Source organism: Nocardia sp. NPDC050697 (genome assembly GCF_040654395.1).
GTDB lineage: Bacteria > Actinomycetota > Actinomycetes > Mycobacteriales > Mycobacteriaceae > Nocardia.
Map to the genome: position 1 here is coordinate 85,578 of NZ_JBFAHY010000001.1, position 26,595 is coordinate 112,172.

At 72.6% G+C, this 26,595-nt stretch carries 21 protein-coding genes, 1 pseudogene and 1 riboswitch; of the genes and pseudogenes, 12 read left to right on the top strand and 10 right to left on the bottom strand.

Going from position 1 to position 26,595, the window contains the following annotated elements; translation table 11 throughout:
• Positions 1 to 47: 47 nt before the first annotated feature.
• Positions 48 to 1,994: an acyl-CoA dehydrogenase gene (locus tag AB0H71_RS00445; RefSeq protein ID WP_357013215.1), complete on the top strand. Its 1,947-nt coding sequence runs from the start codon at positions 48 to 50 to the stop codon at positions 1,992 to 1,994.
• Between the two features lie 38 nt (positions 1,995 to 2,032).
• Here AB0H71_RS00445 and AB0H71_RS00450 read toward each other — a convergent pair whose 3' ends face one another.
• Together AB0H71_RS00450 and AB0H71_RS00455 are read right to left on the bottom strand one after the other, a co-directional pair.
• Complete coding sequence (locus AB0H71_RS00450) at positions 2,033 to 2,911, bottom strand: nuclease-related domain-containing protein (protein ID WP_357013218.1); 879 nt, start codon at positions 2,909 to 2,911, stop codon at positions 2,033 to 2,035.
• 54 nt (positions 2,912 to 2,965) lie between these two features.
• Positions 2,966 to 4,315 carry a DUF2252 domain-containing protein gene (locus tag AB0H71_RS00455; RefSeq protein WP_357016069.1) on the bottom strand — a complete coding sequence of 450 codons (1,350 nt, stop codon included), beginning with the start codon at positions 4,313 to 4,315 and terminating at the stop codon, positions 2,966 to 2,968.
• A gap of 213 nt (positions 4,316 to 4,528) precedes the next feature.
• Between AB0H71_RS00455 and AB0H71_RS00460 the strand changes: the two genes are divergently transcribed.
• The 8 genes from AB0H71_RS00460 to gcvP all read left to right on the top strand — a co-directional run bounded on the left by AB0H71_RS00460 (position 4,529) and on the right by gcvP (position 13,081).
• On the top strand, positions 4,529 to 5,155 hold the full coding sequence (locus AB0H71_RS00460) for a CDP-alcohol phosphatidyltransferase family protein (RefSeq protein ID WP_357013220.1): 627 nt from the start codon (positions 4,529 to 4,531) through the stop codon (positions 5,153 to 5,155).
• Entirely contained in the window at positions 5,152 to 5,550 is a 399-nt protein-coding gene (gene gcvH, locus AB0H71_RS00465) for a glycine cleavage system protein GcvH (protein ID WP_357013222.1), read from the top strand. The genes AB0H71_RS00460 and gcvH overlap by 4 nt, the downstream gene beginning before the upstream one ends.
• Before the next feature lie 166 nt (positions 5,551 to 5,716).
• The gene (gene garA / locus AB0H71_RS00470) at positions 5,717 to 6,202 is read left to right on the top strand and encodes a glycogen accumulation regulator GarA (protein ID WP_357013225.1); all 486 of its coding nucleotides are present in this window, start codon (positions 5,717 to 5,719) and stop codon (positions 6,200 to 6,202) included.
• A gap of 118 nt (positions 6,203 to 6,320) precedes the next feature.
• The gene (locus tag AB0H71_RS00475) at positions 6,321 to 7,079 is read left to right on the top strand and encodes a MerR family transcriptional regulator (RefSeq protein ID WP_357013228.1); all 759 of its coding nucleotides are present in this window, start codon (positions 6,321 to 6,323) and stop codon (positions 7,077 to 7,079) included.
• Positions 7,080 to 7,242: 163 nt separating this feature from the next.
• Entirely contained in the window at positions 7,243 to 7,716 is a 474-nt protein-coding gene (locus AB0H71_RS00480) for a bifunctional nuclease family protein (protein ID WP_067649689.1), read from the top strand.
• A gap of 247 nt (positions 7,717 to 7,963) precedes the next feature.
• The gene (locus AB0H71_RS00485) at positions 7,964 to 8,521 is read left to right on the top strand and encodes a MerR family transcriptional regulator (protein WP_357013231.1); all 558 of its coding nucleotides are present in this window, start codon (positions 7,964 to 7,966) and stop codon (positions 8,519 to 8,521) included.
• An 86-nt stretch (positions 8,522 to 8,607) separates the two neighbouring features.
• A complete protein-coding gene (locus tag AB0H71_RS00490; protein ID WP_357013234.1) occupies positions 8,608 to 9,960 on the top strand; it encodes a M14 family zinc carboxypeptidase in 1,353 nt (450 codons plus the stop codon).
• Between the two features lie 195 nt (positions 9,961 to 10,155).
• Positions 10,156 to 10,257: riboswitch (glycine riboswitch) on the top strand.
• Between the two features lie 25 nt (positions 10,258 to 10,282).
• Positions 10,283 to 13,081, top strand: coding sequence for an aminomethyl-transferring glycine dehydrogenase (gene gcvP, locus AB0H71_RS00495; protein WP_357013236.1), 2,799 nt, complete (start codon positions 10,283 to 10,285; stop codon positions 13,079 to 13,081).
• Between the two features lie 39 nt (positions 13,082 to 13,120).
• Here the strand turns inward: gcvP and AB0H71_RS00500 are convergent, their stop codons facing one another.
• From AB0H71_RS00500 to AB0H71_RS00525, 6 genes are all read right to left on the bottom strand, one after another.
• Positions 13,121 to 14,782 (bottom strand): VWA domain-containing protein, encoded by a 1,662-nt coding sequence (locus AB0H71_RS00500; RefSeq protein ID WP_357013239.1) that lies wholly within the window; start codon positions 14,780 to 14,782, stop codon positions 13,121 to 13,123.
• A gap of 69 nt (positions 14,783 to 14,851) precedes the next feature.
• On the bottom strand, positions 14,852 to 15,109 hold the full coding sequence (locus tag AB0H71_RS00505; RefSeq protein WP_357013242.1) for a WhiB family transcriptional regulator: 258 nt from the start codon (positions 15,107 to 15,109) through the stop codon (positions 14,852 to 14,854).
• A gap of 21 nt (positions 15,110 to 15,130) precedes the next feature.
• Positions 15,131 to 15,673, bottom strand: coding sequence for an HNH endonuclease (locus AB0H71_RS00510; RefSeq protein WP_357013245.1), 543 nt, complete (start codon positions 15,671 to 15,673; stop codon positions 15,131 to 15,133).
• 51 nt (positions 15,674 to 15,724) lie between these two features.
• Positions 15,725 to 15,871: a hypothetical protein gene (locus tag AB0H71_RS00515; protein ID WP_357013248.1), complete on the bottom strand. Its 147-nt coding sequence runs from the start codon at positions 15,869 to 15,871 to the stop codon at positions 15,725 to 15,727.
• Positions 15,872 to 16,110: 239 nt separating this feature from the next.
• Entirely contained in the window at positions 16,111 to 17,070 is a 960-nt protein-coding gene (locus AB0H71_RS00520) for a Ku protein (RefSeq protein ID WP_357013250.1), read from the bottom strand.
• Positions 17,070 to 18,203, bottom strand: coding sequence for a lycopene cyclase family protein (locus AB0H71_RS00525; protein WP_357013253.1), 1,134 nt, complete (start codon positions 18,201 to 18,203; stop codon positions 17,070 to 17,072). Before AB0H71_RS00525 ends, AB0H71_RS00520 begins: the two co-directional genes overlap by 1 nt.
• 190 nt (positions 18,204 to 18,393) lie before the next feature.
• Between AB0H71_RS00525 and AB0H71_RS00530 the strand changes: the two genes are divergently transcribed.
• The 3 genes and pseudogenes from AB0H71_RS00530 to AB0H71_RS00540 form a co-directional block, all read left to right on the top strand.
• A complete protein-coding gene (locus AB0H71_RS00530) occupies positions 18,394 to 22,482 on the top strand; it encodes an MMPL family transporter (protein WP_357013255.1) in 4,089 nt (1,362 codons plus the stop codon).
• Between the two features lie 181 nt (positions 22,483 to 22,663).
• Positions 22,664 to 24,295: an ABC-F family ATP-binding cassette domain-containing protein gene (locus AB0H71_RS00535; protein ID WP_357013258.1), complete on the top strand. Its 1,632-nt coding sequence runs from the start codon at positions 22,664 to 22,666 to the stop codon at positions 24,293 to 24,295.
• Between the two features lie 191 nt (positions 24,296 to 24,486).
• A pseudogene (locus AB0H71_RS00540) lies at positions 24,487 to 24,690 on the top strand (helix-turn-helix domain-containing protein); the annotation flags it as partial.
• A gap of 91 nt (positions 24,691 to 24,781) precedes the next feature.
• Here the strand turns inward: AB0H71_RS00540 and AB0H71_RS00545 are convergent.
• Positions 24,782 to 25,711: a hypothetical protein gene (locus tag AB0H71_RS00545; protein WP_357013261.1), complete on the bottom strand. Its 930-nt coding sequence runs from the start codon at positions 25,709 to 25,711 to the stop codon at positions 24,782 to 24,784.
• 334 nt (positions 25,712 to 26,045) lie between these two features.
• On the bottom strand, positions 26,046 to 26,528 hold the full coding sequence (locus AB0H71_RS00550; protein ID WP_357013263.1) for a cupin domain-containing protein: 483 nt from the start codon (positions 26,526 to 26,528) through the stop codon (positions 26,046 to 26,048).
• Positions 26,529 to 26,595 lie beyond the last annotated feature (67 nt).

A 26,595-nucleotide genomic window follows, 5' to 3' on the forward strand; every position in this document is an offset into this window, starting at 1 on the left:
ATGTTCGTCACGGTTTGCCCGGCATCCGGCGGGCTATCGTCTGAAATATGGAGAGCGGCACGTCGACGACGACTGAGAACCCGGTGATCACGCACCTGCGCGGTGCTCTGGACGGTCCGTGGGGCGCCGTCCGGGAGGAGGCCAGAGCGGCGCTGGCGGACGACAAGTTCGCCGGCGACCCGACGCTCGACTCCAAAGCGGCCCGCGCCCGGGTCCTCGAGCAGATGCGGGAGATCACGAAGCTCGGCTTCGCGGACCGCAACTTCCGCCGGGAGAACGGCGGCACCGGCGAGCCCGGCGCCGCCGTGGTCGGGCTGGAGATGCTGGCCTACGCCGACCTCTCGCTCTGGGTGAAATCCGGCGTGCAGTGGGGGCTCTTCGGCGGCGCGGTGGAGAACCTCGGCACCGAGCGGCACCGCGAGTACGTGCGCAGGCTCATCTCACTCGACCTGCTCGGCTGTTTCGCCATGACCGAGACCGGCCACGGCAGCGACGTGCAGAGCCTGGAGACCACCGCCACCTACGACCCGGAGACCCAGGAGTTCGTGGTGCACTCGCCGACCCCGTCGGCGCGCAAGGACTACATCGGCGGCGCCGCCGAGCACGCCCGGATGGCGGCGGTCTTCGCCCAGCTCATCACCGGCGGCGAGAGCAAGGGCGTGCACTGCTTCCTGGTGCCGATCCGGGACGAGGAGGGGAACGACCTGCCCGGCGTCACCACCTCCGACGACGGCCTCAAGGGCGGGCTGCCCGGCGTCGACAACGGCCGCATCGTCTTCGACCAGGTGCGGATCCCGCGGGAGAACCTGCTCAACCGGTACGCCGACGTCACCCCGGACGGCGCGTACACCTCCGATATCGAGAACCCGAGCAGGCGCTTCTTCACCACCCTCGGCACCCTGGTGCGCGGCCGGATCAGCGTGGGGGGCGCGGCCGCGGCGGGCGCGCGGGTGGCGCTCAGCATCGCGGTCAAGTACGCGGTGCAGCGCAAGCAGTTCTCCGACCCGGACACCGGCGAGGAGGTCGTGCTCATGGACTACCGGTCACATCAGCGCAGGCTGATCCCGCTGATCGCCAAGTCCTACGCGCTGGCCTTCGCGCAGAACGACCTGGTGCGCCGGATGCACCTCATCCAGACCGGGCAGGACCTGGACACCAGTTCGCAGCGGGCGCTGGAGAAGCGCGCCGCCGGGCTCAAGGTGGCGCAGACCAAACACGCCACCAGGGCCATCCAGGAGTGCCGCGAGGCCTGCGGCGGCGCCGGGTACCTCACCGAGAACCGGCTGGTGACGCTTAAGGCCGACACCGACGTCTTCACCACCTTCGAGGGCGACAACGTGGTGCTCACCCAGCTCGTCGCCAAGGAGCTGCTCACCGCCTACGCCGACGAGGTGCGCGACCTGGACGCGCTCGGCTGGGTGCGCTTCGTCGCCACCACCGCCGGCGACGTGGTGCGCAAGCGCTCCGGCGTGCGCCAGCTCATCCAGACGCTGCGCGACCGCGGCGACGACGTGGTGGACGAGGGCGACCTCGCCCGCCGCTCCACCCAGCTCTCGCTCTTCGCCGACCGCGAGGACTACCTGGTGCGCACCGCCGCGCACCGGCTGCGCGCCAGGGCACAGGAGACCGGCCCCTTCGAGGCCTTCAACAACGCCCAGGACCACATCCTGACCGCGGGCACCGCGCACATCGACCGGCTCGTGCTGGAGGCATTCATCGAGGGCATCGCCGACATCGAGGACCCGGAGGCCCGCGCCCTCGCCGAGACCGTCTGCGACCTCTTCGTCTTCTCCACCCTGGAGGAGAACGCGGACTGGTACATCATGCACCGCTTCATGTCGGTGGAGCGGGCCAAGGCGGTGCGCCGCGGCGTCAACGAGCTCGTCGACCGCCTCCGCCCCGACGTCCTCACCCTGGTCGACGCCATGGGCGTCCCCGATGCCATGCTCCGCGCCGCCCTCCTCAGCGACGCCAGCGTCTACGACCGCACCTGATCCCCGCCGCCGAGCCGGACCCCTCGCCGGGGTCCGGCTCAGGTGGCGACGGTGAGGATGGCCGTGACGACGAACCAGAGGATCCAGACGAAGGCGACGAGCATGCCGAGGGCGAGCCCGGTGCGCATGACCGCCTGGCCGAAGTCGATGTCGCCGTGCTTGCGCGGGTACAGCTTCCAGGGGCTGTACCAGGGGGTCTGCACGGAGAGCAGGGGGAGGCGGGTGTCGGTGCCCGCCGCCTGCTCGGCGGCGTACGCCTCGGCCTGCGCCTGGTTCGGCCCGCCGTGCCAGAGCGTGATGTCGATGGGCCCGAGGAACCCCTCGTTCAGCAGCTCCTGCGGGGCGGGCAGGTAGGGCAGGATGCCGAGGCCGCGGAAGGCGACGGCGACGTCGTTCGCCGTCCACAGGTGCTTCTCCTGCACCGCGAGCGTCTGGAAGTAGTGCCGCAGCCGCTCCGGGTCGTCGCCGAGGATGACGTCGAAACTCGGATCGCTCCACCCCTGCTCGACCGAGACGTCGGCGCCGCGCACCGGCACCACCAGCGCCAGCCCGTGCACCACCCGCTGCCCGAGCCCGCGCGCGGAGAGCCAGTCCTGCAGCGCGAAGGTGTGCTCCCGGGACCGCTCCAGCGGGGTGCGCCGATCCCGCCCCTCCAGCGCGGCCGGTTCGCCGTCGATGGTCCACGGCCCGTTCAGCGGGATGCGCAGCACCCCGTCCTGGCGCGCGGCGAGCGCCTCGGCCTCGATGATCACGCAGCTGGTCGGCGTCCAGATCACCGCGTCCAGCGGGAAGAGCCGATTGGTGTGGAACAGGCTGACATTCAGCGTGGCGACGCCGTGCGGGCTGCGCGGGTCCTTCCAGGTGCGCAACCAGTCGAGCAGGGCGCGTTCGGCATTGCTGCCCCCGGAGTTCTGCATGCGGACGAGCATTCGAGAGAACCGCCCTTCGCGTCGAAAGTGACGTACTCGAAATTACCGGGGCTCCTCCGCCGCGACAACGCCGGAGCGAATGGCCGCGGTCAGCTCGGCGTGGTCGGCCTCGGTGCGGTCGGCGTAGCGCACCGCGAAATTCTCGATCGCGGTGTCGAATTCCGCGTCGTCGCCGAGGTACCCGGCGAGCAGCCGCGGGTCGAGCGAGCGGGTGTGCGCCCTGGCCAGCAGGGCGCCGGCCAGCCTGCCGTAGTCGTCCAGGTCCTGGCTGGTCAGCCCGGCCGGGTCGATGCTGCCCTTGGAGTTGCGGAACTGCCGCACGATGAAGGGCAGCTCGGTGCCGGTGCCGTCCGGGTCGAACGAGGTCCAGCCGAGCAGGATGTCGGTGTCCACCTGAACCAGTCTGGCGCCCTGCACGATTCGCTCACCGTTGTGCGCGGGCGGGGTCCCCGGCAGGAACGGCGCGAGCGAGGAGGGGATCGCCTGCTTCACCTGGAGCACCAGCGACTCGCCGTGGTTGCCGTGCAGCAGCGCCACGTAGGTGCGCAGCCCCACGCTGCCGGTGCCGACGATCCGGAACGCCACATCGGAGAGCGCGAACCGGGAGAGCAGGTTGCGCCGCGATTCGCGCAGCGAGGCGCCGTACCGCTCCAGCCCGCCGAGCACCGCCTCGCGCACGCTCTCCTCGACCCGGGTCAGCAGCGGCGGGTCGCTGACGAAGCGGTGCCTGCGCAGCCCGTCGCCGTGCTCGTCGCGCTCCTCCACCCACTTGGCGACGACCTTGGCGCTGGTGTTCTTGCGCGCCTTCTTGGCGGCCTTCTCGAAGTCGTCGATGAGCCCGTGCGCCTGCGCCCGCTCCAGCACCGACTCGTCCGGCAGCGCGCACCAGGACTGCATGAAGGGCAGCTCGGCCAGCTCGTCCACGGCCCTGCGGTAGGAGCGCGCCGCGTCGCGGGCGGCGGCGCGGCAGTCGTCCTCGCTCGCCCCCGCCACCCGCCCGGCCAGCACCAGGCTGGCCGCGAGCCGCTCCAGATCCCACTCCCACGGCCCCTCGACGGTCTCGTCGAAGTCGTTGATGTCCATGATGATCTCGCCGGTGGCGCTGCCGTAGAGCCCGAAGTTGGCGGCGTGCGCGTCGCCGCAGAGCTGCGCGGTGAGCCCGGAGTCGGGGCCGCCGGCCAGGTCGGCGGCCATCAGCCCGGCCGCGCCGCGATAGAAGCTGAACGGCGATGCCGCCATCCGTCCCATCCGCAGCGGGATCAGGTGCGCGAGCCGCCCCCGGTTGCTGGCCTCGAGGAAATCGAGCACCGCGGGCCGGTGCGCCCCCGCGGCGGGCCGGTCGCGGGCGATGAGCGGCGTCCGCTGCCGCAGCGCGCGGCCGCGCTCGCGCATCTCCGCGGCGGGGAGGTAGGTGCGCAGGTCGAGCAGCTCATCGGACACGAAAGAATACGCTAGCCGGTTGCCCGGCCCGCCGACGGCGCTCGTCCGGAACGTCCGGTTCGCGCGTGGCGGCGAGATGATCTCGAGCACACTCCCGCGAACCCGGGTCGCGGAAACACCGGCCCGGCCGTGGCGCCGCGGCGGCCGGTGCGGTAAGCACGGGGCGTGACGAGCGACCGGATCCTCACCGTGCCCAACGTGCTGAGTGTGCTGCGGCTGGTCGGCGTCCCGGTCTTCCTCTGGCTGCTGCTGGTCGAGCAGGCCGACGGCTGGGCCTTCGCGCTGCTGATCGCCAGCGGCGTCACCGATTTCCTGGACGGGAAACTGGCCCGGCTGCTCGACCAGTCCTCGAAGCTCGGCGCGCTGCTCGACCCCTTCGTCGACCGGCTCTTCCTGGTGACCACGCTGGCCGCCTTCGTGCTGCGCGACCTGCTGCCGCTCTGGGTGGCGCTGCTCCTGGTCGGCCGGGACCTGGTCCTCACCGCCACGCTCCCGATCTACCGGCGCCGCGAGCTGCCCCCGCCCGAGGTGATCTACCTGGGCAAGGCCGCCACCTTCGCGCTCATGTCGGCGCTGCCCTGGCTGCTGGCGGGGGAGATGGACTGGCCCGCCGACGGTTTCGGACGGGCCTTCGGCGGTGCCCTGTTGATCTGGGGCACGGCCGTGTACGTCTGGACCGGCCTGCTCTACCTCGGGAAGGCCGTCGCGGTGGCGAGGGCGATCCCGCCGGTCGCGGGCGGCGGTCCTCGCATAGAGTTGCCCCGACGTTCACGACGAAAGGACGGCCCGTGACCCTGACTCCGGAGGACCTGCGGTACACCGAGGAGCACGAGTGGGTGCGCGTGGTCGGCCCGGCGCGGGTCCGGGTCGGCATCACCGACTACGCCCAGTCACAACTGGGTGACGTCGTGTTCGTGCAGTTGCCCGAGGTCGACAAGGAGGTCGCCGCGGGGGACGGCATCGCGGAGGTGGAGTCCACCAAGAGCGTCTCCGACATCTACGCCCCGCTGGCCGCGAGAATCGTTGCGGTGAACGAGGATCTGGGGTCGGCGCCGGAGACGCTGAACAGTGACCCCTACGACGCCGGGTGGCTCTTCGAGCTGGAGGTCGCCGACGCCGGCGACCTCGGGAAAACGCTCGGTGAACTGCTCGACGCGGAGGGTTATCGAGGAGTTATCGGGGGCTGATCCGGCCTTCCCGGTTCTCCCTGCACAGCGACACCCTGGCAGGGTACGGTCGATGCCAACGCCATCGGCCGTCGCCGAGTGCGAGAATCCGGCGTCGCGACACGCTCGTGTCGGACATGGCTTCACCTGCTTGCATGGATAATCAGGTTCGAGGAGGAGAGAAACGGTGAGCGAGAACAATGACCCGGGTTACGGGGAGAGCGCGGCCGAGACCACGTCGGTCTTCCGCGCGGATTTCCTGAACGAGGTCGACGCGTCGCGCTCCGCAGAGCCGACCGGCGAACAGCCGGTGCAGGGGGTCGAGGGGCTGCCCGTCGGGGCCGCCCTCCTGGTCGTCAAGCGGGGTCCCAACGCGGGTTCGCGGTTCCTGCTGGATCAGCCGACCACGTCGGCGGGCCGCCATCCGGACAGCGACATCTTTCTCGACGACGTCACCGTGAGCCGTCGGCACGCCGAGTTCCGGCAGGACGACGATTCGTTCCAGGTGGTCGATGTCGGCAGCCTGAACGGCACCTACGTCAACCGGGAGCCGGTGGACTCCTCGGAGCTGCAGAACGGCGACGAGGTACAGATCGGCAAGTTCCGTCTGGTCTTCCTCACCGGGCCGCGCGCCTCGGTGAACGAGCCGTCGACGGGCGCGGGCAGCCTGTGAGACCGGCGGCGCCGGGGCCGGGCGGTGGGTCACCGCCGGGTCGCGGGCGCCGCGCACGGTTCCGGACGGAAAGGGACGAATTGCGGTGACCGGGGCGGCGCAGTGGGCACGCGGAGGGATGTCGATCGGCTCCGTGCTGGATCTGCTGCGCCCCGATTTCCCGGACATCACCATCTCCAAGATCCGCTTCCTGGAATCCGAGGGGCTCATCCGCCCCGAGCGCACGCCCTCCGGGTACCGCCGCTTCTCGGTGGCGGACTGCGAGCGGCTGCGCTTCGTGCTCACCGCGCAGCGGGACCAGTACCTCCCGCTCAAGGTGATCAAGGAGCAGCTCGAAGCGATCGACAGCGGCGCCGCGACGCTCGGCGTGCGCGAGGCGCGCGCGCGGGCGGCGGCGCCGGAGCGTCCGGCCGACCGCGCGCCGCGCGGTCCGGCGAGCGTGCCGCCGCCGCGCCGGCTCGGCGTCGTTCCGGGGGAGATCAGCGCGGACGAGCTGCGAGTGGACCACGAGATCCGGGTGACCAGGGCCGACCTGCTCGCCCAGGCGGAGATCACCGACGCCTTCCTCAACGACCTGATCCGCGCGGGGTTGATCACCCCCGGCGCGGCGGGCTTCTTCGACGGCGACGCCGTCACCCTGGCGCGGGTCGCCCGGGCGATGGCCGAGTTCGGGCTGGAGGCCAGGCACCTGCGCGCCTTCAAGCTGGCCGCCGACCGGGAGGCCGCGCTGGTGGCCCAGATCGTCGCGCCGATCGCCAAGAGCAGGGACGCGGGCGCGCGCGAGCGCGCCGACGAGACCGTGCGCGAGCTGGCCGCGCTCTCGCTCACCCTGCACGCCTGCCTGGTGAAGGCGGGCGTGCGCGCGCTCGGCGGCTGACCGGGCGCCGCCGGACCCCGGTCTTGCTGGGGCAACGGTCTTCCGGCCCGCCGCGCGCCGGATCCGCGTCATCGCGGTGCCGCTCGGAATTCGCTTAGACTCGTGGTGCGGCGAGCTCCGCGGCGTCATGCCGGTTGGCCGGCGAGGTATGGGAGGCAGTGCGATGAGCGAAATGCGCGTGATCGGCATCCGTGTGGAGCAGCCACAGAACCAGCCCGTGCTGCTGCTCCGCGAGGTCTCCGGCGACCGGTACCTGCCGATCTGGATCGGGCAGGCCGAGGCCACCGCGATCGTGCTGGAGCAGGAGGGCGTGACCCCGATCCGGCCGCTCACCCACGACCTGATCAAGCTCATCGTCTCCGAGCTCGGGCACACCCTCAAGGAGGTCCGGATCGTGGACCTGCAGGAGGGCACCTTCTACGCCGACCTGGTGTTCGACAACGACAAGCGGATCTCGGCCCGCCCCTCCGACTCGGTGGCCATCGCGCTGCGCGTCGGCTGCCCGATCTACGCCGAGGAGCCGGTGCTCGAGGAGGCCGGGCTGGTGATGCCGGACGAGCGCGAGGACGAGGTCGAGAAATTCAAGGAATTCCTGGAGTCGGTTTCGCCCGATGATTTCAAGGCCACCGACAGCTGAGCCGGAAAATGTCTTGACCTGAGGTACAGGTCGAGACATTGACCGCGCGTCGCGTTTGGTTCGATGATGCCCTTCCCCGGAGAATCAGGAAGAGTAATCTCGAAAGTTGGACCGGGACCCCAGGTGCGGGGAAGCGGTGGTGACAAAGCCGGACGGTGACCAAGCCGTGAGGTGTGCGCGGCCCGGTGCCGGAATGCATCGGGTGCGCGCCGGTCGGGTGCGGCGTCGCGTAGCAAGGGAGTGGTCAGTGGCAGAGGAATCGCAGGACGTCGTACAGCCAGGCCTGTTTCCCGACGACACGGTGCCCGACGATCTCGTCGGATACCGCGTGCCCAGCGCCTGCCAGGTGGCCGGCATCACCTATCGTCAGCTCGATTACTGGGCCAGAACCGGCCTGGTGGTGCCGTCCGTCCGCGGTGCGGCGGGCTCGGGGAGCCAGCGGCTCTATTCCTTCAAGGACATCCTGGTCCTGAAGATCGTGAAGCGTCTGCTCGACGCCGGTATTTCCCTACAGAACATCCGGATCGCGGTCGATCATCTGCGCAGCAGGGGCGTGCAGGATCTGGCCGGGATCACGCTGTTCTCCGACGGCACGTCGGTCTACGAATGCACGTCGGCCGAGGAGGTCGTCGATTTACTGCAGGGCGGGCAGGGCGTCTTCGGAATCGCGGTGAGCGGCGCCATGCGGGAACTCACCGGCGTGATCGCCAACTTCCCGGCGGAGCGGGCCACCTCGGCCACCGATCGCCCCGAGGACGAGCTGGCGTACCGGCGCAAGGCGAAATTGAACCGCAAGACCGGCTGATTCACGGGGACGCGCGGCGCCGGGCCGGGAGGGCCGGCCGGTGCTCGCGCGGAGCGGCGGTGCGGATCGGCAGGTAGAGGGGGGACGTGAGCCAGGGGGACGTGATGGGGGTGGCCGAGGTCGTCGGCCGGGTCGACCCGATCGATGCCTTCCCCACGGTGGACGAGCTGTACGCCTTCGCCGACCGGCTCGCCGCCGCGCACCCGGGCCGGGTGCGGATCAGCGATCTCGGCCGCTCCCGCGGCGGCACCCCGATCCGCGCGGTCCGCGTGGGGTCGGGCGGCCACGACATCCTGGTCTTCGGCAACCCGCACCCGAACGAGCCGATCGGGCTCGCCACCATCCGGCACCTGCTCGGCAGGCTGGCCGCGGCCGAGCACGACTGCCTCGGCGCCACCTGGCACTTCGTGCTCTGCGTCGACCCGGACGGCACCCGGCTGAACGAGGAGTGGTACGCCGGGCCGCACACCCGCACCGCGGTCGCGCGGCACTTCTACCGCCCGCCCGCCGCCGAGCAGCCCGAGTGGTGCTTCCCGACCACCTGGCGCGGGCACCGGGTCGGGGTGCCGCTGCCGGAGACCGAGGCGCTCATGGCGCTCATCGACCGCACCGAACCCGCGCTCATCGCCTCGCTGCACAATGCCGAGTTCGGCGGCGGGTTCTTCTACACCACCGGCGGCGACCCCGGGTACTGGGCGGCGCTCACCGGGCTGCTGGAGGCCGCCGGGCTGCCGCTGCACCGGGGGGAACCGGACTCGCCCGGCGCGCGGGTCTGGGCGCCCGGCGTCTTCGAGCTGCCGCCGTTCGGGCAGATGGCCGAGGTGCTCGCCGCCGCCGGGGTGGAGCCGGTGGCGGCGCTCGGCGGCGGGGGCAGCCGCGACTACTCCGCCCGGTTCGGCTCCGCGCTGCTGGTCAGCGAGTTGCCGCTGTGGATCGACCCGCGGGTCGCCGACCGCACCCCCGGCGATCGCTCGCTGGCCGAGGTGCTCGCCGCCACCGCCGCCGAGTACCGGGAGACCGGGGTGCTCGTCGGCGCGGTGCTGCACCGGCTGGCGGGGGAGCTGAGCGGGCGGAGCCCGTTCGAGCGGGCGGTGCGCGCGGTGCTCGGCAATATCCCCGGGCTGGCCGCGGCCAAGGAGGCGCTCGGCCGGGAGCGGCCCGCCACGCTCGGTGAGATCTTCGTGGAGAAGTACGTCTGGACCGGCATGCTGCGGCTCCGGGTGGGCGGCATGCTGAGCCGGTTGCTCGCCGCCGAGGCCGGGAACTCGCCGCGCATCGCGGCCGAGCGGGACCGGTTCGCCGCGGTCTTCGCCGAGTGGTGCGCGGCCATCGACACCGGCGCCCCCGGCCGCCGGGTGCCGATCGACCGGCTGGTCGCGGTCCAGGCAGCGGCCGTCGTGCTCGCCGCGGGCCGGGTACGTGCGGGATTGCCGGTGTGAATCCGGCCTCCCGGGAGAGCGCGCGGGACGTGACGAGCGCTACAGACCGGCGCAGGCGGACGCCGGGTGCGGGCGTAGCGGCTTAGACTGACGGGGCGTCGTCGCCGTGCGGGAGAGTTCCGGACCGACGAGGTCCGGGCGCCGAAGGAGCAGCACCTCCCCGTCAATCTCTCAGGCACCAGGGACCGTGCGGTCACCGGCGCCTCTGGAAAGCGGTGGCTCCGGGCCGCCCGCCGATGGGGAAAGGGGCCGGATCCGGCCGCCGAATCTCTCAGGCACCACGACAGAGGGGGAGGGCCCGCCGCCCGACCCTGGAGTTGCCGTGACCCGTTCCTTCGCCGACCGCCACATCGGCCCCGACGCGGCCGAGGTCGCCCGGCTGCTCGACGTCACCGGCGTCGCCTCGCTGGATGCCCTCGCCACCGCCGCGCTGCCCGCCGACATCCTGGACGGCGGCGGCCTCGATGTGCTTCCCCCCGCCGCGAGCGAACACGAGGTGCTGGCCGAGCTGGCCGAGCTCGCCGCCGCGAACACCGTCGCCACCTCCATGATCGGGCTCGGCTACTACGACACCCTGACCCCGCCGGTGCTGCTCCGCAACCTGCTGGAGAACCCGGCCTGGTACACCGCCTACACCCCCTACCAGCCGGAGATCAGCCAGGGCAGGCTGGAGGCGCTGCTCAACTTCCAGACCATGGTCTGCGACCTGACCGGCATGGAGGTCGCCAACGCCTCCATGCTGGACGAGGCCACCGCCGCCGCCGAGGCCATGACGCTGCTGCACCGCGCGAGCCGCTCGAAGAGCAGCCGGGTGCTGGTGGACGCCGACGTCTTCCCGCAGACCCATACCGTCCTCGCGACCAGGGCCGAGCCGCTCGGCCTGGAGATCGTGGTCGCCGACTTGAGCGACGGCGAACTCCCGGACGGCGACTTCTTCGGCGTGCTCGTGCAGACACCGGGCGCCTCCGGCCGGATCGTGGATTGGACCGCGCTGGTCACCGCCGCGCACGAGCGCGGCGCGCTGGTCGCGGCCGGTGCCGACCTGCTGGCCGCGACCCTGGTGACGCCGCCCGGCGAGCAGGGCGCGGACGTCTGCTTCGGCACCACCCAGCGCTTCGGCGTGCCCATGGGGTTCGGCGGCCCGCACGCCGGCTACCTCGCGGTGCGCACCGCGCACGCCAGGCAGCTGCCGGGCCGGCTGGTCGGGGTCTCGGTGGACGCCGACGGCGCCCCCGCCTACCGGCTGGCGCTGCAGACCCGCGAGCAGCACATCCGCCGGGAGCGCGCCACCTCCAATATCTGCACCGCCCAGGTGCTGCTCGCCATCGTGGCCGCCATGTACGCGAGCTACCACGGCGCCGACGGGCTGCGCGCCATCGCGCGCCGGGTGCACGGCCACGCCGCCACGCTGGCCGCCGGGCTCGGCGCGGCCGTGGTGCACGGGAGCTTCTTCGACACCGTGCTCGCGCACGTCCCCGGCGGCGCGGACGCGGTGCTGGACAAGGCCCGCTCGCGCGGCATCAACCTGCGCCGGGTCGACGCCGACCACGTCGCCGTCGCCTGCGACGAGGCCACCACCGGCGCGCACATCGCCGCGGTGCTGGAGTCCTTCGGCGCGGCGGCCGAATCCGGCGGCGAGCCGGTCGGCATCGAATCCCGCAGCTCCGCGTACCTGACGCACCCGGCCTTCACCCGGTACCACACCGAGACCGCCATGCTGCGCTACCTGCGCGCGCTCTCGGACAGGGACATCGCGCTGGACCGCAGCATGATCCCGCTCGGCTCCTGCACCATGAAGCTCAATGCCACCGCCGAGATGGAGCCGATCACCTGGCCCGGCTTCGCCCGGCTGCACCCCTACGCCCCCGCGGCCGACGCGGCCGGGACGCTGCGGCTGATCGCCGACCTGGAGGGCTGGCTCTGCGCCATCACCGGCTACGACGCGGTGAGCCTGCAGCCCAACGCGGGCAGCCAGGGCGAGTACGCCGGGCTGCTCGCCATCCGCCGCTACCACCTGGATCGCGGCGACACGCACCGCGACACCTGCCTCATCCCGTCCAGCGCGCACGGCACCAATGCCGCCTCGGCGGCCATGGCCGGGCTGCGGGTGGAGGTGGTGCGCTGCCGGGAGAACGGCGACGTCGACCTGGACGACCTGCGCGCCAAGATCGGCGACCACGCCGAGCGGCTGGCCTGCATCATGATCACCTACCCCTCCACGCACGGCGTCTACGAGCACGGGGTCGCCGAGCTCTGCGCGCTGGTGCACGACGCGGGCGGGCAGGTCTACGTGGACGGCGCCAATCTGAACGCGCTGGTCGGGCTGGCCCGGCCGGGCCGCTTCGGCGGCGACGTCAGCCACCTCAACCTGCACAAGACCTTCTGCATCCCGCACGGCGGCGGCGGGCCCGGCGTCGGCCCGGTGGCGGTGCGCTCGCACCTCGCCGCCTACCTGCCCGGCGACCCGCTGGAGAGCGGCTCGCACGCGGTCTCCGCCGCGCACTACGGCTCCGCCTCGATCCTGCCGATCACCTGGGCCTACATCCGGATGATGGGCGCCGACGGGCTGCGCCGCGCCACCCTCACCGCCATCGCCTCGGCCAACTACATCGCCCGGCGGCTGGACGAGCACTTCCCGGTGCTCTACACCGGCGAGCACGGCATGGTCGCGCACGAGTGCATCCTGGACCTGCGCGCCATCACCAAGCGCACCGGCGTCACCGTCGACGATGTCGCGAAGCGGCTGGCCGACTACGGCTTCCACGCGCCGACCATGAGCTTCCCGGTGGCCGGGACGCTCATGGTGGAGCCGACCGAGAGCGAGAACCTGGCCGAGCTGGACGAGTTCTGCGATGCCATGATCGCCATCCGCCGGGAGATCGACCAGGTCGGCTCCGGGGCCTGGCCCGCCGACGACAACCCGCTGCGCGGCGCCCCGCACACCGCCGCCTCGCTGGTCGGGGAGTGGAGCCACCCGTACTCCCGGGAGGTCGCGGTGTACCCGCGCGGGGTCGCGCACACCCGCGCCAAGGTGTGGCCGCCGGTGCGCCGCATCGACGGCGCCTTCGGCGACCGCAACCTGGTCTGCTCCTGCCCGCCGGTCGAGGCGTACGCCGAGTGACCGGGGTGCCCGAGACCATCGCGGTCTACGCCCGCACGATCAGGGGTTGGTGAGCGCCTGCACCACGGCGGTGCCGAACTTCAGGTCGTTGGTGCCGGGCACCGTGGCGTAGGTGCCGCCGGTGTTCGCGGCGAGGGTGCGCAGGGTGTCGCCGTCGCCGGTGCCGATGGCCACCACGTCGACCCGCACCGGCGTGGCCCCCTTCGCCTCCGCGATCCGGGCGAGCAGCTGGGCGCCGGTGATGGCGGAGTCGTCGTCCGGGCCGTCGGTGATGAGCAGGATGGAGTTGGTGCGGCCCGCGGCGGGCTTCGCCGTCACCTCCTGGTAGGCGGCGAGCAGCGCCGGGTACGCCTGGTCGGTCTTGGACTCCGAGGGCTTGACCGCGCCGAGCGCCGTGTCCAGCGTGCTGCGCTGGGCGTCGGTGAGCGCGGCGGTCGGGGTCTGCACCTGGTACGGCTTGCCGCCGTCCAGGTTCTTGCCGAAGGTCCAGACGCCGAGCCCGAACTCCGGCGGCAGGGTGGTGAGGGTGGAGCGCAGCGCGGCCAGCGCGTTCGCCAGCCGGGTCATGGTGCCCTCCTTGGCGCCCATGGACGACGAGACGTCGAGCAGCACCGTGGTGCTCACCCCGAGCACCGGGTTCTCCACGGTCTGCCGCACGGCGTCGAGCGTGGCCTTGTCCGGCGTCGGCGCGGCCATGGGGGCGGTGAACCCGGCCTGGGCGAGCAGCGCGGACTGCGCCGGGGCGCGCAGGTAGTCGGTGAAGAGCCCGGCGATCAGGTTCTCGGTCTCGTCCACCCAGCCGCCGGTCATCAGCGCGGCCGGGTAGTCGGCCAGCGGCGCGGCCCCGATCGGCCGGTAGATCGCGGCCCCGGCCTGCGCCTTCACCTGCTGCTCGGTGGCGGCGACGGCGTGCACGGGGGCGTCCGGGTTGCCGGAGGCGGCCTGGATGAGCGCGGTCAGCGGGTCCGCGGACTGCGGTGCCTCGGCGGCGAGCACCGAGATGGCCGAGACCACCTGGCCGGTGCGCGCGGCGTCGAGGGTGAGCGGGTCGGCGCCGGAGAGCGAGGAGCCGACGGCGACCGCCGCCGCGGTCGAGGTGTCGCCGGCGGGCAGCGCCATCCGCAGCCCGCCCCAACCGCTCAGCCCGATCTCGCTCAGCGACCCCTGCTGCAGCCGGGGCAGATCCGACCACGCCGCCTTGGCCTGGTCGAGCGCGGCGCGCAGCGGCTCGGCGACGGCGAGCACGATGGCGCTGGTCGCCACCGAGGTCGGGTTGCCCTCGATCAGCCCCGGCACCCGGACCGCCTCGACCGAGCGGGTGGAGTCCGGGATCCAGAGTGCGGGCTGCGCCCCCAGCGGCGAGGTCCAGGTACCCGACGCGAAGGCGGCGGCCACATCGGCGGAGGCGCGCGCGGTCACGTGCACCTCGGCGCAGTGGTCGCGCACCCGGGGCGCGGTGGCGTTGTAGCGGTCGGCGATCGCCCGGACCGGGTCGGCGAGCACCGGGTCGACCGTCACGTCCAGCGTGGCGGTGCCCTCCACGCACTCCGCGGCGGCGGCGGTGTCGCGGCTGTCGCCGCGGTCGCGCAGCTGGAACCAGCCGACGACCGCCACGATCAGCACCACCACCGCCACCACTGCGGCGATCACGCCTGCGCTGACGCCCCGCGAACCGGATTCGCTGCTGCGATGAGTTCCCACGGAGCGGCAGTCTATGTGGCAGGCGGGGGTGCGCGCCGCCACCGCTGTTCCGGCGGCGGCCCGCACCGTTCACTCCCGCACGAGCCGGCCGCGGTCGTACTCGTGCCCGCCCCAGACCCCGGACTGGCCGGTGTCCGCGGCGAACTCCGCGCACCCGGCGCGAATCGGGCAATTCGCGCAGATCGCCCGGGCGTAGCCGAAGTCTTCCGACGGGTACGGGAACCACGCCTCGTGGTTCGGGTCACCCCGGCAGGCGGCCCGGTGCCAGCCCCGCGCGTCCGAGAGCGGGAGCAGTGTGGCCAGAGTGGTAGTGGTGTCGACGGTCACGTCCTTCTCCTTTCTCGGTGGTCACTCGGCGAGCCGGCGCCAGATGTCCCGCTGCCGCTTGGCCAGCGGGTCGGGGGCCTTCGGCTGCCAGAGCAGGGTCAGCCCCGCCTCCTCCGGCGTCCGGTTCGCCTTGGCGGTATTGCACGGCGCGCAGCAGGCGACGAGGTTGCCCCAGGTGTTCGGGCCGCCCCGGCTGCGCGGCCGGATGTGGTCGACGGTGTGCGCCCGCGCGCCGCAGTAGCCGCAGCGCCGGTCGTCCCGGCGCAGCACGCCCGCCGCGGTCGCCGGGCTCTCGTCGTGCACGGCGGGCCGCTGCGCCACGTGCACGTACCGCAGCAGCCGGATGGTCTCCGGCAGCGCGATCTCGTGCCGCTGCGAGCGGATCGGGAAGTAGGGCTCGCGGGCGAACATGGCCTCCGCCGCCCCGGCGAGCACCAGGGTGACGGCGCGGTCGGCGGTGACCTCGTGCAGCGCCTCGTAGCTGGCATTCAGCACGAGCACGCTGGCGTGGATCCAGTTCTCGGTGGTGGGGGGAGGGTGCGAGGGGACGACGGAGAGCGTCATGGGACACCGGCCTTCGGGGTCGGGTGAACGAGGGGAGAGGGGAGGCGCTGGTCAGGCGGCCGGGGTACCCGGGACGCCGTACCGCTGCGGCCGGTAGCCGGGCGGTGTCCGCGATTCGGTGCCCGCCGCGGCCTCGGCCAGGCGACGGCCGTTCCGGTGCACGCTGCGCATCCCGTCTCCGGGGCTGATGTCGATCACGGCCGTCACCTCCTTCGCTGTGCTCGTTCCGCCCGATCGGCGGTATGCGGACATGGTGGCACACCGGATCGGCGGCTGTCCGCTCATTTTTTTCCGGCCGCAGGCGCGGCTCAGCGCAGCCTGCCGAGGTCGGTGTGGGTGCCGTCGTCGAAGACGAACCAGCCGTCCCTGCGGGCCGCCAACGTGGGCGTCGTGCCCGTACAGCTGCTCGGACAGCAGGCCGCCCGGCGCCGGAGGTGTCAGGCGCCCTTGCGTTCCTGCGCCTTCTTGGCGGGCGCCTTGCGCGCGGTGGTCTTCTTCGCGGTGCTCTTGCTCGCGGTCTTCTTGGCGGCGGTCTTCTTCGCCGGCTCCTTGGCGGCCTTGCTCGCCGTCTTCTTCGCGGGCGCTTTCTTCGCGGCGCCACCGCCCGCGGCCCGGCGGCCACTGGCCTCGAGACTGCGCTGCAGCGCCGCCACCAGATCCACCACCTCGGCGTCGACCTGCTCCTTCTCCGGCTCCGGGCGGCTGACCAGGGTGTCCGAGCCATTGGCGATGGCCTCGTCCAGCACCTTGCGCAGCTCGATCTGGTACTCGTCGGTGAACTGCTCGGGCTCGAAGTCGTCGGACATCGACTCCACCAGCGTCTCCGCCATGGAGATCTCCTGCGGGCGCGGCTTGGAGGCGTCCTGCAGCGACTCGAAGTCCACCGCGCGCACCTCGTCCGGCCAGAGCAGGGTCTGCAGCAGCAGCACCCCGTCGTGCACCCGGAGCGCGGCCAGCCTGGTCTTCTGGCGCAGCGTGAAGTGCACGAGCGCGGTGCGGTCGATGCGCTCCAGGGTCGCGGCGAGCAACACGTACGCCTTGGGGGTGGTCGAGTCCGGCTCCAGGTAGTAGCTCTTCTCGAACAGGATCGGGTCGATCTGCTCGGACGGCACGAACTGCAGCACCGGGATCTCGTGCTTCTCCGCCGCGGGGAGCTTGGCGAAGTCCTCGTCGGTGAGCACCACCTTCGCGCCCTCCGGCGATTCGTAGGCCTTGTCGATATCGGCGTACTGCACGGATTCCCCGCACACGCTGCACACCCGGTCGTACTTGATCCGCCCGCCGTCCTTGGCGTGCACCTGATGGAACCGGATGTCGTGGTCCTCGGTGGCGGTGTACACCTTCACCGGGACGTTCACCAGCCCGAACGCGATCGAGCCCTTCCAGATAGCCCGCATCACTCCATCATGGCCGAACCGCCCGGTCTCTGCGAGCGGACGCGCAGGTCGAGGGTTGCGCGAGCCACCGTGAGCCGGGTGCTGCGGGGAAGTTGCGGGAAGAGCCCCGCCATGGCGGCGAGCACCCCGGTCAGGTCGTCCGGGCCCGAGAGGTAGGCGCGCTGGCGGTGTGCGGGGAGGGTGAAGAAGGCGTCGAAGAAGTCCGGGACCCGCTCCGGTGGCAGCGCGAGCAGCGCCCGCAGCCCGGCCGCGCGCAGCGCCGCGACCGCCCGTGCCCGCGGGGTCCAATACATCCCGCCGGTGGCGGCGGTGTCGGCGGCGGCGAGCGACGCGGCGACGCTGTAGCCGGTGGCCGGGTGCAGCAGGCCGCCCGCCGCGCCGAAGCGCTCCGGCCCCGGCCGCCCGCCCTGCACCGGGAAGCGGACCCGCTCAATCTCCTCGGTGCCGGTCAGGGCGATGGAGCGGGCGGCGAGGCGGCGGTGCAGGCGGCGGCGCAGTTCGGCGTCGTCCAGGGCGGGGCGGCCGGCCAGGCAGGTCTCCTCGAGCAGCACGGTGCCCGCGTCGAGCGGGACCGCGTAGAGGAAGGAGGGCGGTGCGGCCGGGTCGGCGCCGTTGTCCCGGCGCCAGTCCATGAAGAGCGTCTCGGTGCCGCGCACCCGGTCGGCGGGGACCAGTACGCCGTGCGCGGTCTGCTCGGCGCGGGCCGGGTCGCGGCGCAGCCCGCGTGCGTCGATGACCCGGTCGCCGCGCAGCTCCGTGCCGGAGGCCAGGGTGACGCGGTGCGGCTCGCACCGCACCGCCCGGTCGGGGAAGACCGCCGCACCCGCGGGGGAAAGCGCGTCCTGCAGCCGCCCGGTGTCGAGCACCGCGTAGGCGCGGGCCAGGCGGTGCTCGCGGCGCCCCCAGGCCACCGGCTCCGGCACCGTCGCCGCCACGACTCCGCGGTCCAGCCAGCCGGGGAGCTCGTCCGCCCACACCGCGTAGGTGGCCCGCCAGCGCCGCTCCGGCGCCGGATCGACCACCGCCACCGTGAGTCCGTGCGCCAGGCACCGGTGCGCGAGCGCGCGCCCGGCCGGGCCCTGCCCGCAGACCACGATGTCGAACGTCGCCGCCGCGTGTGCGGAATCCGCCATACTGCTCCTCCGGTTTCGCGGGCAGCCTATCGTCCGCCGGCGCCGCCGCCCGGGTGCGACGGGAATCACCTTCGCGCTCAGCAACGTTGCGGCGGGCATTGTTACTATCGCCGCGTGCCGGGCCGGTGCGGCGATGATCGCCCAGGTCGGCGGCGCGAAACGTAGCGATCGCAGGACGAGGGGACTCTCGGTGTTCGAACTGACCAGGCGCCGCGCCGGGGTGATTCTCGTCGTCTTCGCGGCGCTCGCACTCGGCCTCGGCGCGTTCGGATCCGGCCTGTTCGACAAGGTGCAGGGCGGGGGCTACAGCGATCAGGGCAGCGAATCCGCCCGTGCCGCAACGGTTCTGCGCGACACCTTCGGCGAGGCGGCGCCGAATCTGGTGCTGCTCGTCGAGACCGGCTCCTCGGTCGACGACCCCGCCGCGAGCGCCGCCGCGAGCGCTCTCGCCCGCGACCTCGCCGCCGAGCCCGGCGTCGCCCGCGTCAGCTCCTACTGGACCGACGGCAAACCGGCAGCACTGCGCAGCGCCGACGGCGGCAAGGGGCTGATCGTCGCCAGCGTGCTCGGCACCGAGTCCGAGGTGGACGCGCGGATCGGCGATCTCGCCGAGCGCTTCGGCGGCGCGCACGACCCCGTCGAGGTCCGGGTCGGCGGCTACGCCATGCTGCTGCGCGAGACCGTGCAGCAGACCGAGAAGGACGTGCTGCTCGGCGAATCCATCGCCTTCCCGGTCACGCTGATCGCGCTGCTCTTCGTCTTCGGCGGGCTGGTCGCCGCCGCGCTGCCGCTGGTGGTCGCCGCCGTCACCGTGCTGCTCACGGTGGGCGCGCTCACCGCCGTCGCGAGCCTCACCGATGTCGCCGCCACCGCGAGCAATGTCGCCACGCTGCTCGGCCTCGGCCTCGCCATCGACTACAGCCTGCTGCTGATCAGCCGCTTCCGCGACGAACTCGACGGCGGCGCCGAGCCGGCGGCCGCGCTCACCGCGACCATGCGCTCCGCCGGGCGGACCGTCGCCTTCTCCGCCGTCACCGTCGCCATCGCGCTCGCCGGGCTGCTGTTCTTCCCGCTGGTCGCGGTGCGCTCGATGGGGTACGCCGGGCTGCTGGTCGCGGCGCTCGCCGCGGTGGTCTCGCTGACCGTGCTGCCCGCGCTCCTGCTGCTGCTCGGCCACCGCATCGACCGCGGCCGGCTGCGGCCGCGGCGCCGCGCCACCGGCGCCGCCGCCGACGGCTTCTGGCACCGGCTCGCCACCGTGGTCATGCGCCGCCCGCTGCCCATCGGGCTCGCCGTCGCCGCCCTGCTGCTGCTCCTCGGCGCGCCGTTCCTGCACGTCAACCTCGGTTTCCCGGATGAGAGGGCGCTGCCGCGCGAGATGGCGTCGCGGCAGATCGCCGAGACGCTCGCCGCCGAGTTCGGGATCACCGAGCAGAACGGGCTCTTCGCCGTGCTGCCGGACTCCGCCGACGGCGTCGGCGGGTACGCCACCGCGCTCTCCGACCTGCCCGACGTGCGCCGGGTCGACACCGTCACCGGCAGCTACGCCGGCGGCATGCAGTTCGCCGCGCCCGGCGCGCTGCACGCCGGCTTCGGCGCCGACGGCGCCGCCTACCTGACCATCGTCCCCGCCACCGACGACCCCGCCGCGCTCGACCGCCTGGTCGACGAGGTGCGCGCCGTGCCCGCCCCCTCGCCGGTGCTGATCGGCGGCATCGCCGCGACCAACAGCGACGCGCTGGCCTCGGTCACCGCCGCGCTGCCCTTGGCGCTCGGCTTCGTGATCGTGTTCATGCTCGTCGCGCTCTTCCTGCTCACCGGCAGCGTGGTACTCCCGGTGCTGGCGCTCGTCCTGAGCGCGCTCAGCCTCACCGCCACCTTCGGCGCCCTGGTCTGGATCTTCCAGGACGGGCACCTCTCCGGGCTGCTCGACTTCACCGTCACCGGTGACCTGCCGCCCACCGTCCCGGTCATGCTCTTCGGCGTCGCCTTCGGCCTCGCCATGGACTACCAGGTCTTCCTGCTCAGCCGGATCGGCGAGGAGTACCGGCGCACCGGCGACAGCGAGGCCGCGGTGGCGCTCGGGCTGGAGCGGATCGGGCGCATCGTCACCGCCGCCGCCGTGCTCATCTCCCTGGTGCTGCTCGGCTTCCTCGCCTCCGACATCACCTTCATGAAGGCGTTCGGCATCGGGTTGCCGCTCGCCGTGCTGGTCGACGCCACCCTCGTGCGCGGGTTCCTCCTGCCCGCCGGGATGAAGGTGCTCGGGGATCGCGTCTGGTACGCGCCCGGATTCCTGCGCCGGGCGCACGCGCGGTTCGGTTTCGACGAGGGGTCGCCGGAACCGGTTCCGGTTGCCGACACTCCCGCGCGGTGGTTGATCGACGAGAAGCCGAGTGGTTCTTCCGCTCCGGTGCCGGTCGCGGGCGGGGTTTCGACGCGGGAGCCGTCGGCGTTCCGGGCCGGGAAGCGGGAGCGGGCCGCTGGCGAGCGGAACGGTTCGCGGGCGGTGCCGCGCGGCGGGTCGGAGCGGGTGGGCTCGTCCGCGCGGGTCGGAGGCGCGGTGTCGGCCACCTCGGAGGGCGATGTCGCCGCTCCCGTCGCCGAGATCGGCCCGGCCACGGCCGCGCCTGCCCGCGCGGATGCTGCTCCGGCTGCCGATGTCGATTCAGCGGCGACTACTGCCGCAGTCGAGGGCGAGACGGTTACCACCGATGATGGGCCGACCACAGCCGTGGAGACCGGTGAGTCGGCTGCTGCCGTTGCCGCGGAGGTGACGGATGACCTGCCGACGGCTGTAGAAGCCGGTGAGTCGGCTGCAGCCGTTGCCGCGGAGGCGATGGATGGAGTGCCGCCGACGGCTCTAGAGACCGGTCAGGCGGCGACGGATGGCGTGTTGCCGACGGCTCCAGAGTCGGGTGACGCGACTGCTGCCACCGATGCGGGCGCGACTGATGACCTGCCGCCCCCGGTCGTGGGGTCCGGTGACGCCGCCGCTGGTGTCGCAGCGGCGGACGCCGCGCCCGTCGAGAAGGCGGCGGTGCGGAAGCGCGCGCCGCGGAAGGCTGTTGCGGCAGAATCTGTTGTCAGCGAACATCTTTCGGTGGCGCCCGCCGAGAATGAGCCCGCCGAGAAGGCGCCCGCCAAGCGCGCGCCGCGCAAGGCGGCCGCTGCGGCCGAGGCGCCGGCCAAGCGCGCGACCGCGCGGAAGACCCCCGCCAAGAAGGTGGCTCCAGCCGCCGTCGGTGATGAGGTGGTGCCCGCGAAGAAGACCGCGGCGCGGAAGACCTCCGCGCGCAAGGCGGTGACTCCTGCGCCGGTCGAGGGCGGAACCCCAGCTCCCGCCGCCGAGGCGACGCCCGCGAAGAAGGCCACTCCGCGGAGGACCGCGCGCAAGTCGGCTGCTCCGCAAGCCGAGGTCCCGCTCGAGACCTCCGCTACGCCGACGCCTGCCAGCACCGGGGACGAAGCGGCGCCGGTTGAGAAGGCCACTCCGCGCAAGACCACTGCCCGCAAAACGGCGGCTTCGCAAGCGGCTCCCGCCGAGAAGCCAGCGGCTCGGAAGACTCCGGCCAAGCGGACCACCGCCCGCAAGGCGCCCGCGTCACCGGTCGCCGACGCGACGCCTGCGGACGCGACGCCCACCGGCCCCGAGCCTGCGGACCCGACGGCCACCGACCTGGGCACGGCGGACGCGACGCCTGTGGACTCGGCGGCCGTAGGCCTGACGCCCGCGACTCCTGCGCCCGCGACTCCTGCGCCCGTGGATCAGGCGGCCGTGGACCCGACGCCCGCGGACGCGGTGGACGCGACGGTGACGGAGCAGGCGGCTTCGACCGCGGCCGAGCCGACGCCACGTCCGCCGAAGCGGACCGCAGCGCGCAAGAGGGCTGCGGGCACCGCGGCCAAGCGGGCTCCGGCCAAGCGGGCGACTCGCAAGGCGGCGCCTCCGGCCTCCTCGGACCCGGCTCAGCCGGAGTTCTCGGCCGACGCGACGCCCGCGGTCGAACCGTCGCCCGGCGCCGCGGCGCCGACACCCCTGCCGCTCTTCTCCGACGCGCCCGCAACTCCCGCCGCGGAAACAACTCCCACCGCGACGTCACCCGCACCCGAAACCTCGACCAACACAACCCCTCCCGCGAAGAAAACTCCCGCCCGCAAAACCCCGGCCAAGCGCACGACCGCGCGCAAAACCGCGACCCCCATCGCGAACGGCGCGACCAAAACCCCGGCCGAGCGCACCCCGCGCAAGACCACCGCGGCGGAGGAAACCCCCTAGCCCCTCTCCCCCGGGGAACCCCGGTGACCAGCGCACTCCACCCGAGCAGATCGGTAGCGACGGCAGAGCACCTCCCGGCGACCGGTAAAATCGGTGGTTCCGGGGCGCGCGGGCCGCGCACACTGCGCAAAGGCGAAAGATCGCCCCCGCCGTCCGAGACGAAAAGCGAGGAGATTTTCCTGTGATCACCGCGACCGACCTGGAGGTCCGGGCCGGAGTCCGCACCCTGCTCACCGCGCCCGGCTCGGCGCTGCGGGTGCAGAACGGCGACCGGATCGGCCTGGTCGGCCGGAACGGCGCGGGGAAGACCACCACGCTGCGCATCCTGGCCGGCGAGGGCGAGCCCTATGCGGGCACGGTGCTCCGCTCGGGCGATGTCGGCTACCTCCCGCAGGACCCGCGCGAGGGCGATCTGGACGTGCTGGCCAGGGATCGGGTGCTCTCGGCGCGCGGCCTGGACGCGCTGATCCGGCAGATGGAGAAGCAGCAGGCGCTGATGGCGGAGGTCGCCGACGACGCCGAGCGGGAGCGCGCGGTCCGCAAGTACGGCCGGCTGGAGGAGCGGTTCTCCGCGCTCGGCGGGTACGTGGCGGAGAGCGAGGCGGCCCGGATCTGCAGCAGCCTCGGGCTGCCGGACCGGGTGCTCGGCCAGGCGCTGCGCACCCTCTCCGGCGGTCAGCGCCGCCGCATCGAGCTGGCCAGGATCCTCTTCGCCGCCTCGGATGGCAGCGGCGGCCGCTCGGACACGGTGCTGCTGCTGGACGAGCCGACCAACCACCTCGACGCCGACTCCATCACCTGGCTGCGCGGCTTCCTGCAGAACCACGACGGCGGGCTCATCGTGATCAGCCACGACGTCGACCTGCTCGCCGACGTGGTGAACAAGGTGTGGTTCCTGGACGCCGTGCGCGGCGAGGCCGACATCTACAACATGGGCTGGCAGAAGTACCTGGACGCGCGCGCCACCGACGAGCAGCGCCGTCGCCGCGAGCGCGCCAATGCCGAGAAGAAGGCCTCCGCGCTCAAGGCGCAGGCCGCCAAGCTCGGCGCCAAGGCGACGAAAGCCACTGCGGCGCAACAGATGGCGAAGCGCGCCGACCGGCTGCTGGCCGAGCTGGACGATGTGCGGGTGGCCGACAAGGTGGCCAGGATCAAGTTCCCGGAGCCCGCCACCTGCGGCAAGACCCCGCTCATGGCCTCGAACCTGACCAAGATGTACGGCTCGCTGGAGATCTTCACCGGCGTCGACCTGGCCATCGACCGCGGCAGCCGGGTGGTGGTGCTCGGGCTGAACGGCGCGGGCAAGACCACGCTGCTGCGGCTGCTGGCCGGGGTCGAGCAGCCGAGCGCCGGGCAGCTGGACCCGGGGCACGGGCTCAAGGTCGGCTACTTCGCCCAGGAGCACGACACCCTGGACGACCGCGCGACGGTCTGGGAGAACATCAGGCACGCCGCGCCGGACGCCGGCGAGCAGGAGCTGCGTGGCCTGCTCGGCGCCTTCATGTTCACCGGGCCGCAGCTGGAGCAGCCCGCGGGCACGCTCTCCGGCGGCGAGAAGACCCGGCTGGCGCTGGCCGGGCTGGTCTCCTCGGCGGCGAACGTGCTGCTGCTGGACGAGCCGACGAACAACCTGGACCCGGTCTCCCGCGAGCAGGTGCTGGACGCGCTGCGCACCTACGCGGGCGCGGTGGTGCTGGTGACGCACGATCCGGGCGCGGCCGAGGCGCTGAATCCGGAGCGCGTGATCCTGCTCCCGGACGGCACCGAGGACCACTGGTCGGCCGAATATCTGGAATTGATTCAGCTCGCGTGACTTTCATCACAAATCGCCGTTGATCGTGGCCGGTGCCTTGTCTAGCCTGGAATGAGCGCTGCTCGGCGACTCGGAGGAAGCCAATGAGCGACAGGCCCACACGCAAGGATCGGCCCGGAACCGGCAAGACTGCCGCGCCCAGGACAGCCTCTACCAGATCGGCCGGCGCGAAGGTCGCCGGTGAGCCGCCGCTCGCGAAGGGGACCCGGGTCACCGGGAAGTCCCGCGATCGGCTGCAGTCCCAGCTCAAGAAGCAGTACGAAGCCGGAGCCAGCATCCGATCGCTGGCCCAGTCGACCGGCCGCTCGTACGGCTTCATCCACAATGTGCTCGTGGAATCGGATGTGCAATTGCGCAGCCGCGGCGGTGCGAACCGGCGCAAGGCAGCGTCCTAGCGCCGATACCAGGCGGTGCCCGGCTCGTCCGGGTGGCTCGGCTGTGCCCGGGAACGATTGCGGCGCACGGTGGTTCGGCCGAGCACCCGGCTCACAGGTCGGCCACCGCGCCGTCCCCGAGGACGAGCAGGTTCGCCAGGCTGCGGAAGATGGGGAGCTCCGCCCTGGTGGCCAGGTGGGCGAACCGGCCCTGCGGGTCCACTTCGAGGAAGTAGTACTCGCCGTCCAGGCCGATCCGCAGGTCGAGCACCCCGAAGCTGAGCCCGAGCGCGCCCATGAGCGTGGTGAGCGACTTGCCCACCGAGGCCGGCAGCCGCTCCGGACGCAGGTGGGCGGGGGGCGCGCCGCGCTCGCCGTGGCCCGGCGCCACCCGGACCGCCCACTCCACCCCGTCCACCCAGACCACGCGCAGGTCGCATTCGGCGGCGATGTAGTCCTGGAACGCGGTCGGGGTGTTCCGGATGGCCTCGATATCGCCGAGGTCGGCGTCGGTGCAGAGCCGGGTGCGGGCCCGGCCGCCGGCGTTCCCGCGCTTGCGCACCACCGCCCCCGGCCGCCCGCCGACGAAGCTGCGCGCCTCGTCCGGATCGTTCGTGATCAGGGTCTCCGGGATGGCGAAGCCGGCCCGCCGCGCGGTCTCCAGCTGCACGATGCGGCGGGACGCCGTGCGGTCGGCGCCCGGGTCGTTGACCCAGTACGCCGGGATGGACCAGAGCAGCCCCTGCAGGAAGCCGTCGCTCTCCGATTGCGCCTCGGCCCCGCCCGCGTGCGGGACGGTGTGCCCGGTGGTGCGCCGCCACCACACCGAGCGCACGTCGTCCAGCCCGACGATCCGGGAGAGCGAGCGCGCGGTGCCGCTCGGGTCGACCCGGAAACTGCCGGTGCGGGAGGGGAATTCGCGGGGGTCGAGGCGGATGGCGGTGAGGCCGTGCTGTTCTCGTACGGTCGCCGCCAGTGCCGCGGCGTGCCGGTCGTCGGCGTCGGCGACGACCAGGATCGTGCTCGGCCCGTGTGGTGTCACCGGCGGTCAGCCCCCTCGTCGTCCCGATTGCGGAGAATTCGCCGGTAGATATCCGGAGGTGGCTGAATCCCGGCTCGAGCGGGCGCGGGCGGGACGGCGGGTCGCGATCACGGGGGGCTCCGTCCTGCTCGGTGCTGCTGCTCACGGTTGGGTCTATCCGGCGAGAACCGGCTCGTCGAGGTACCCGCGCCGTCGCTGCCACCGTGCCCGCCGAGTCACTGGCCACCTGCTGCCCCGAGTTTGCGGGCGGCCGATGCACACGTCCGAAGCATAGCGCCCGGCGGGGCGTTCCACGGGGCTTTGGCGCGGCTCGGGCGCGCGTAATGCCGGGGTGTCAACGGCGATTGGCGTTGCGTTCGCGCCACCAGTCCGGGGCGTCGACGAAGTGGTTGTCGTACTCCTCCTGGCTCGCGGCCAGCTCCTCGAGGTTCGATTCGCCGCGCGAGATCCGCTCGAGCAGGCGGAAGTACTCGAAGCGGCGCACGCCGGGGACCAGCGCGATCAGGATGCGGGCGCCGCTGTCGGGGGTGGCGCCGAAGGCGTGCGGCATGTGCCGCGGCACCAGCACCGAGCCGCCCGCGCCGACGGTGACGATGCGGTCGCCCGCGAGCAGCTGGAGCTCCCCGTCGGCGATGTAGAAGAGCTCGTCGGAGCGGGTGTGGAAGTGCGGACTGGCCCCGTCGGCGCCGCGCGGCATGGTGACCTCGAGGGTGTTCAGGGCGCCGCCGGTCGCGTCGGCGTCGATGAGCAGCCGCATGGTGACGGCGTTGGCGGTCAGGGTCTCGATGTCGGCGGGGTGGCGGATGACGGCGTTCACGGTGCGCTCCTGATGATTCGGCTCAATATAATTAGGTGACGAACTATATAGCCACCGAACTATAAGG

Excerpts from the sequence above, each read along its gene's own strand:
- AB0H71_RS00445 (WP_357013215.1), top strand. The coding sequence starts at position 48 with ATGGAGAGCGGCACGTCGACGACGACTGAGAACCCGGTGATCACGCAC.
- AB0H71_RS00450 (WP_357013218.1), bottom strand. The coding sequence starts at position 2,911 with ATGCAGAACTCCGGGGGCAGCAATGCCGAACGCGCCCTGCTCGACTGG.
- AB0H71_RS00455 (WP_357016069.1), bottom strand. The coding sequence starts at position 4,315 with ATGCGCGAGCGCGGCCGCGCGCTGCGGCAGCGGACGCCGCTCATCGCC.
- AB0H71_RS00475 (WP_357013228.1), top strand. The coding sequence starts at position 6,321 with ATGTCGATCGGCTCCGTGCTGGATCTGCTGCGCCCCGATTTCCCGGAC.
- AB0H71_RS00480 (WP_067649689.1), top strand. The coding sequence starts at position 7,243 with ATGAGCGAAATGCGCGTGATCGGCATCCGTGTGGAGCAGCCACAGAAC.
- AB0H71_RS00510 (WP_357013245.1), bottom strand. The coding sequence starts at position 15,673 with ATGACGCTCTCCGTCGTCCCCTCGCACCCTCCCCCCACCACCGAGAAC.
- AB0H71_RS00520 (WP_357013250.1), bottom strand. The coding sequence starts at position 17,070 with ATGCGGGCTATCTGGAAGGGCTCGATCGCGTTCGGGCTGGTGAACGTC.
- AB0H71_RS00525 (WP_357013253.1), bottom strand. The coding sequence starts at position 18,203 with ATGGCGGATTCCGCACACGCGGCGGCGACGTTCGACATCGTGGTCTGC.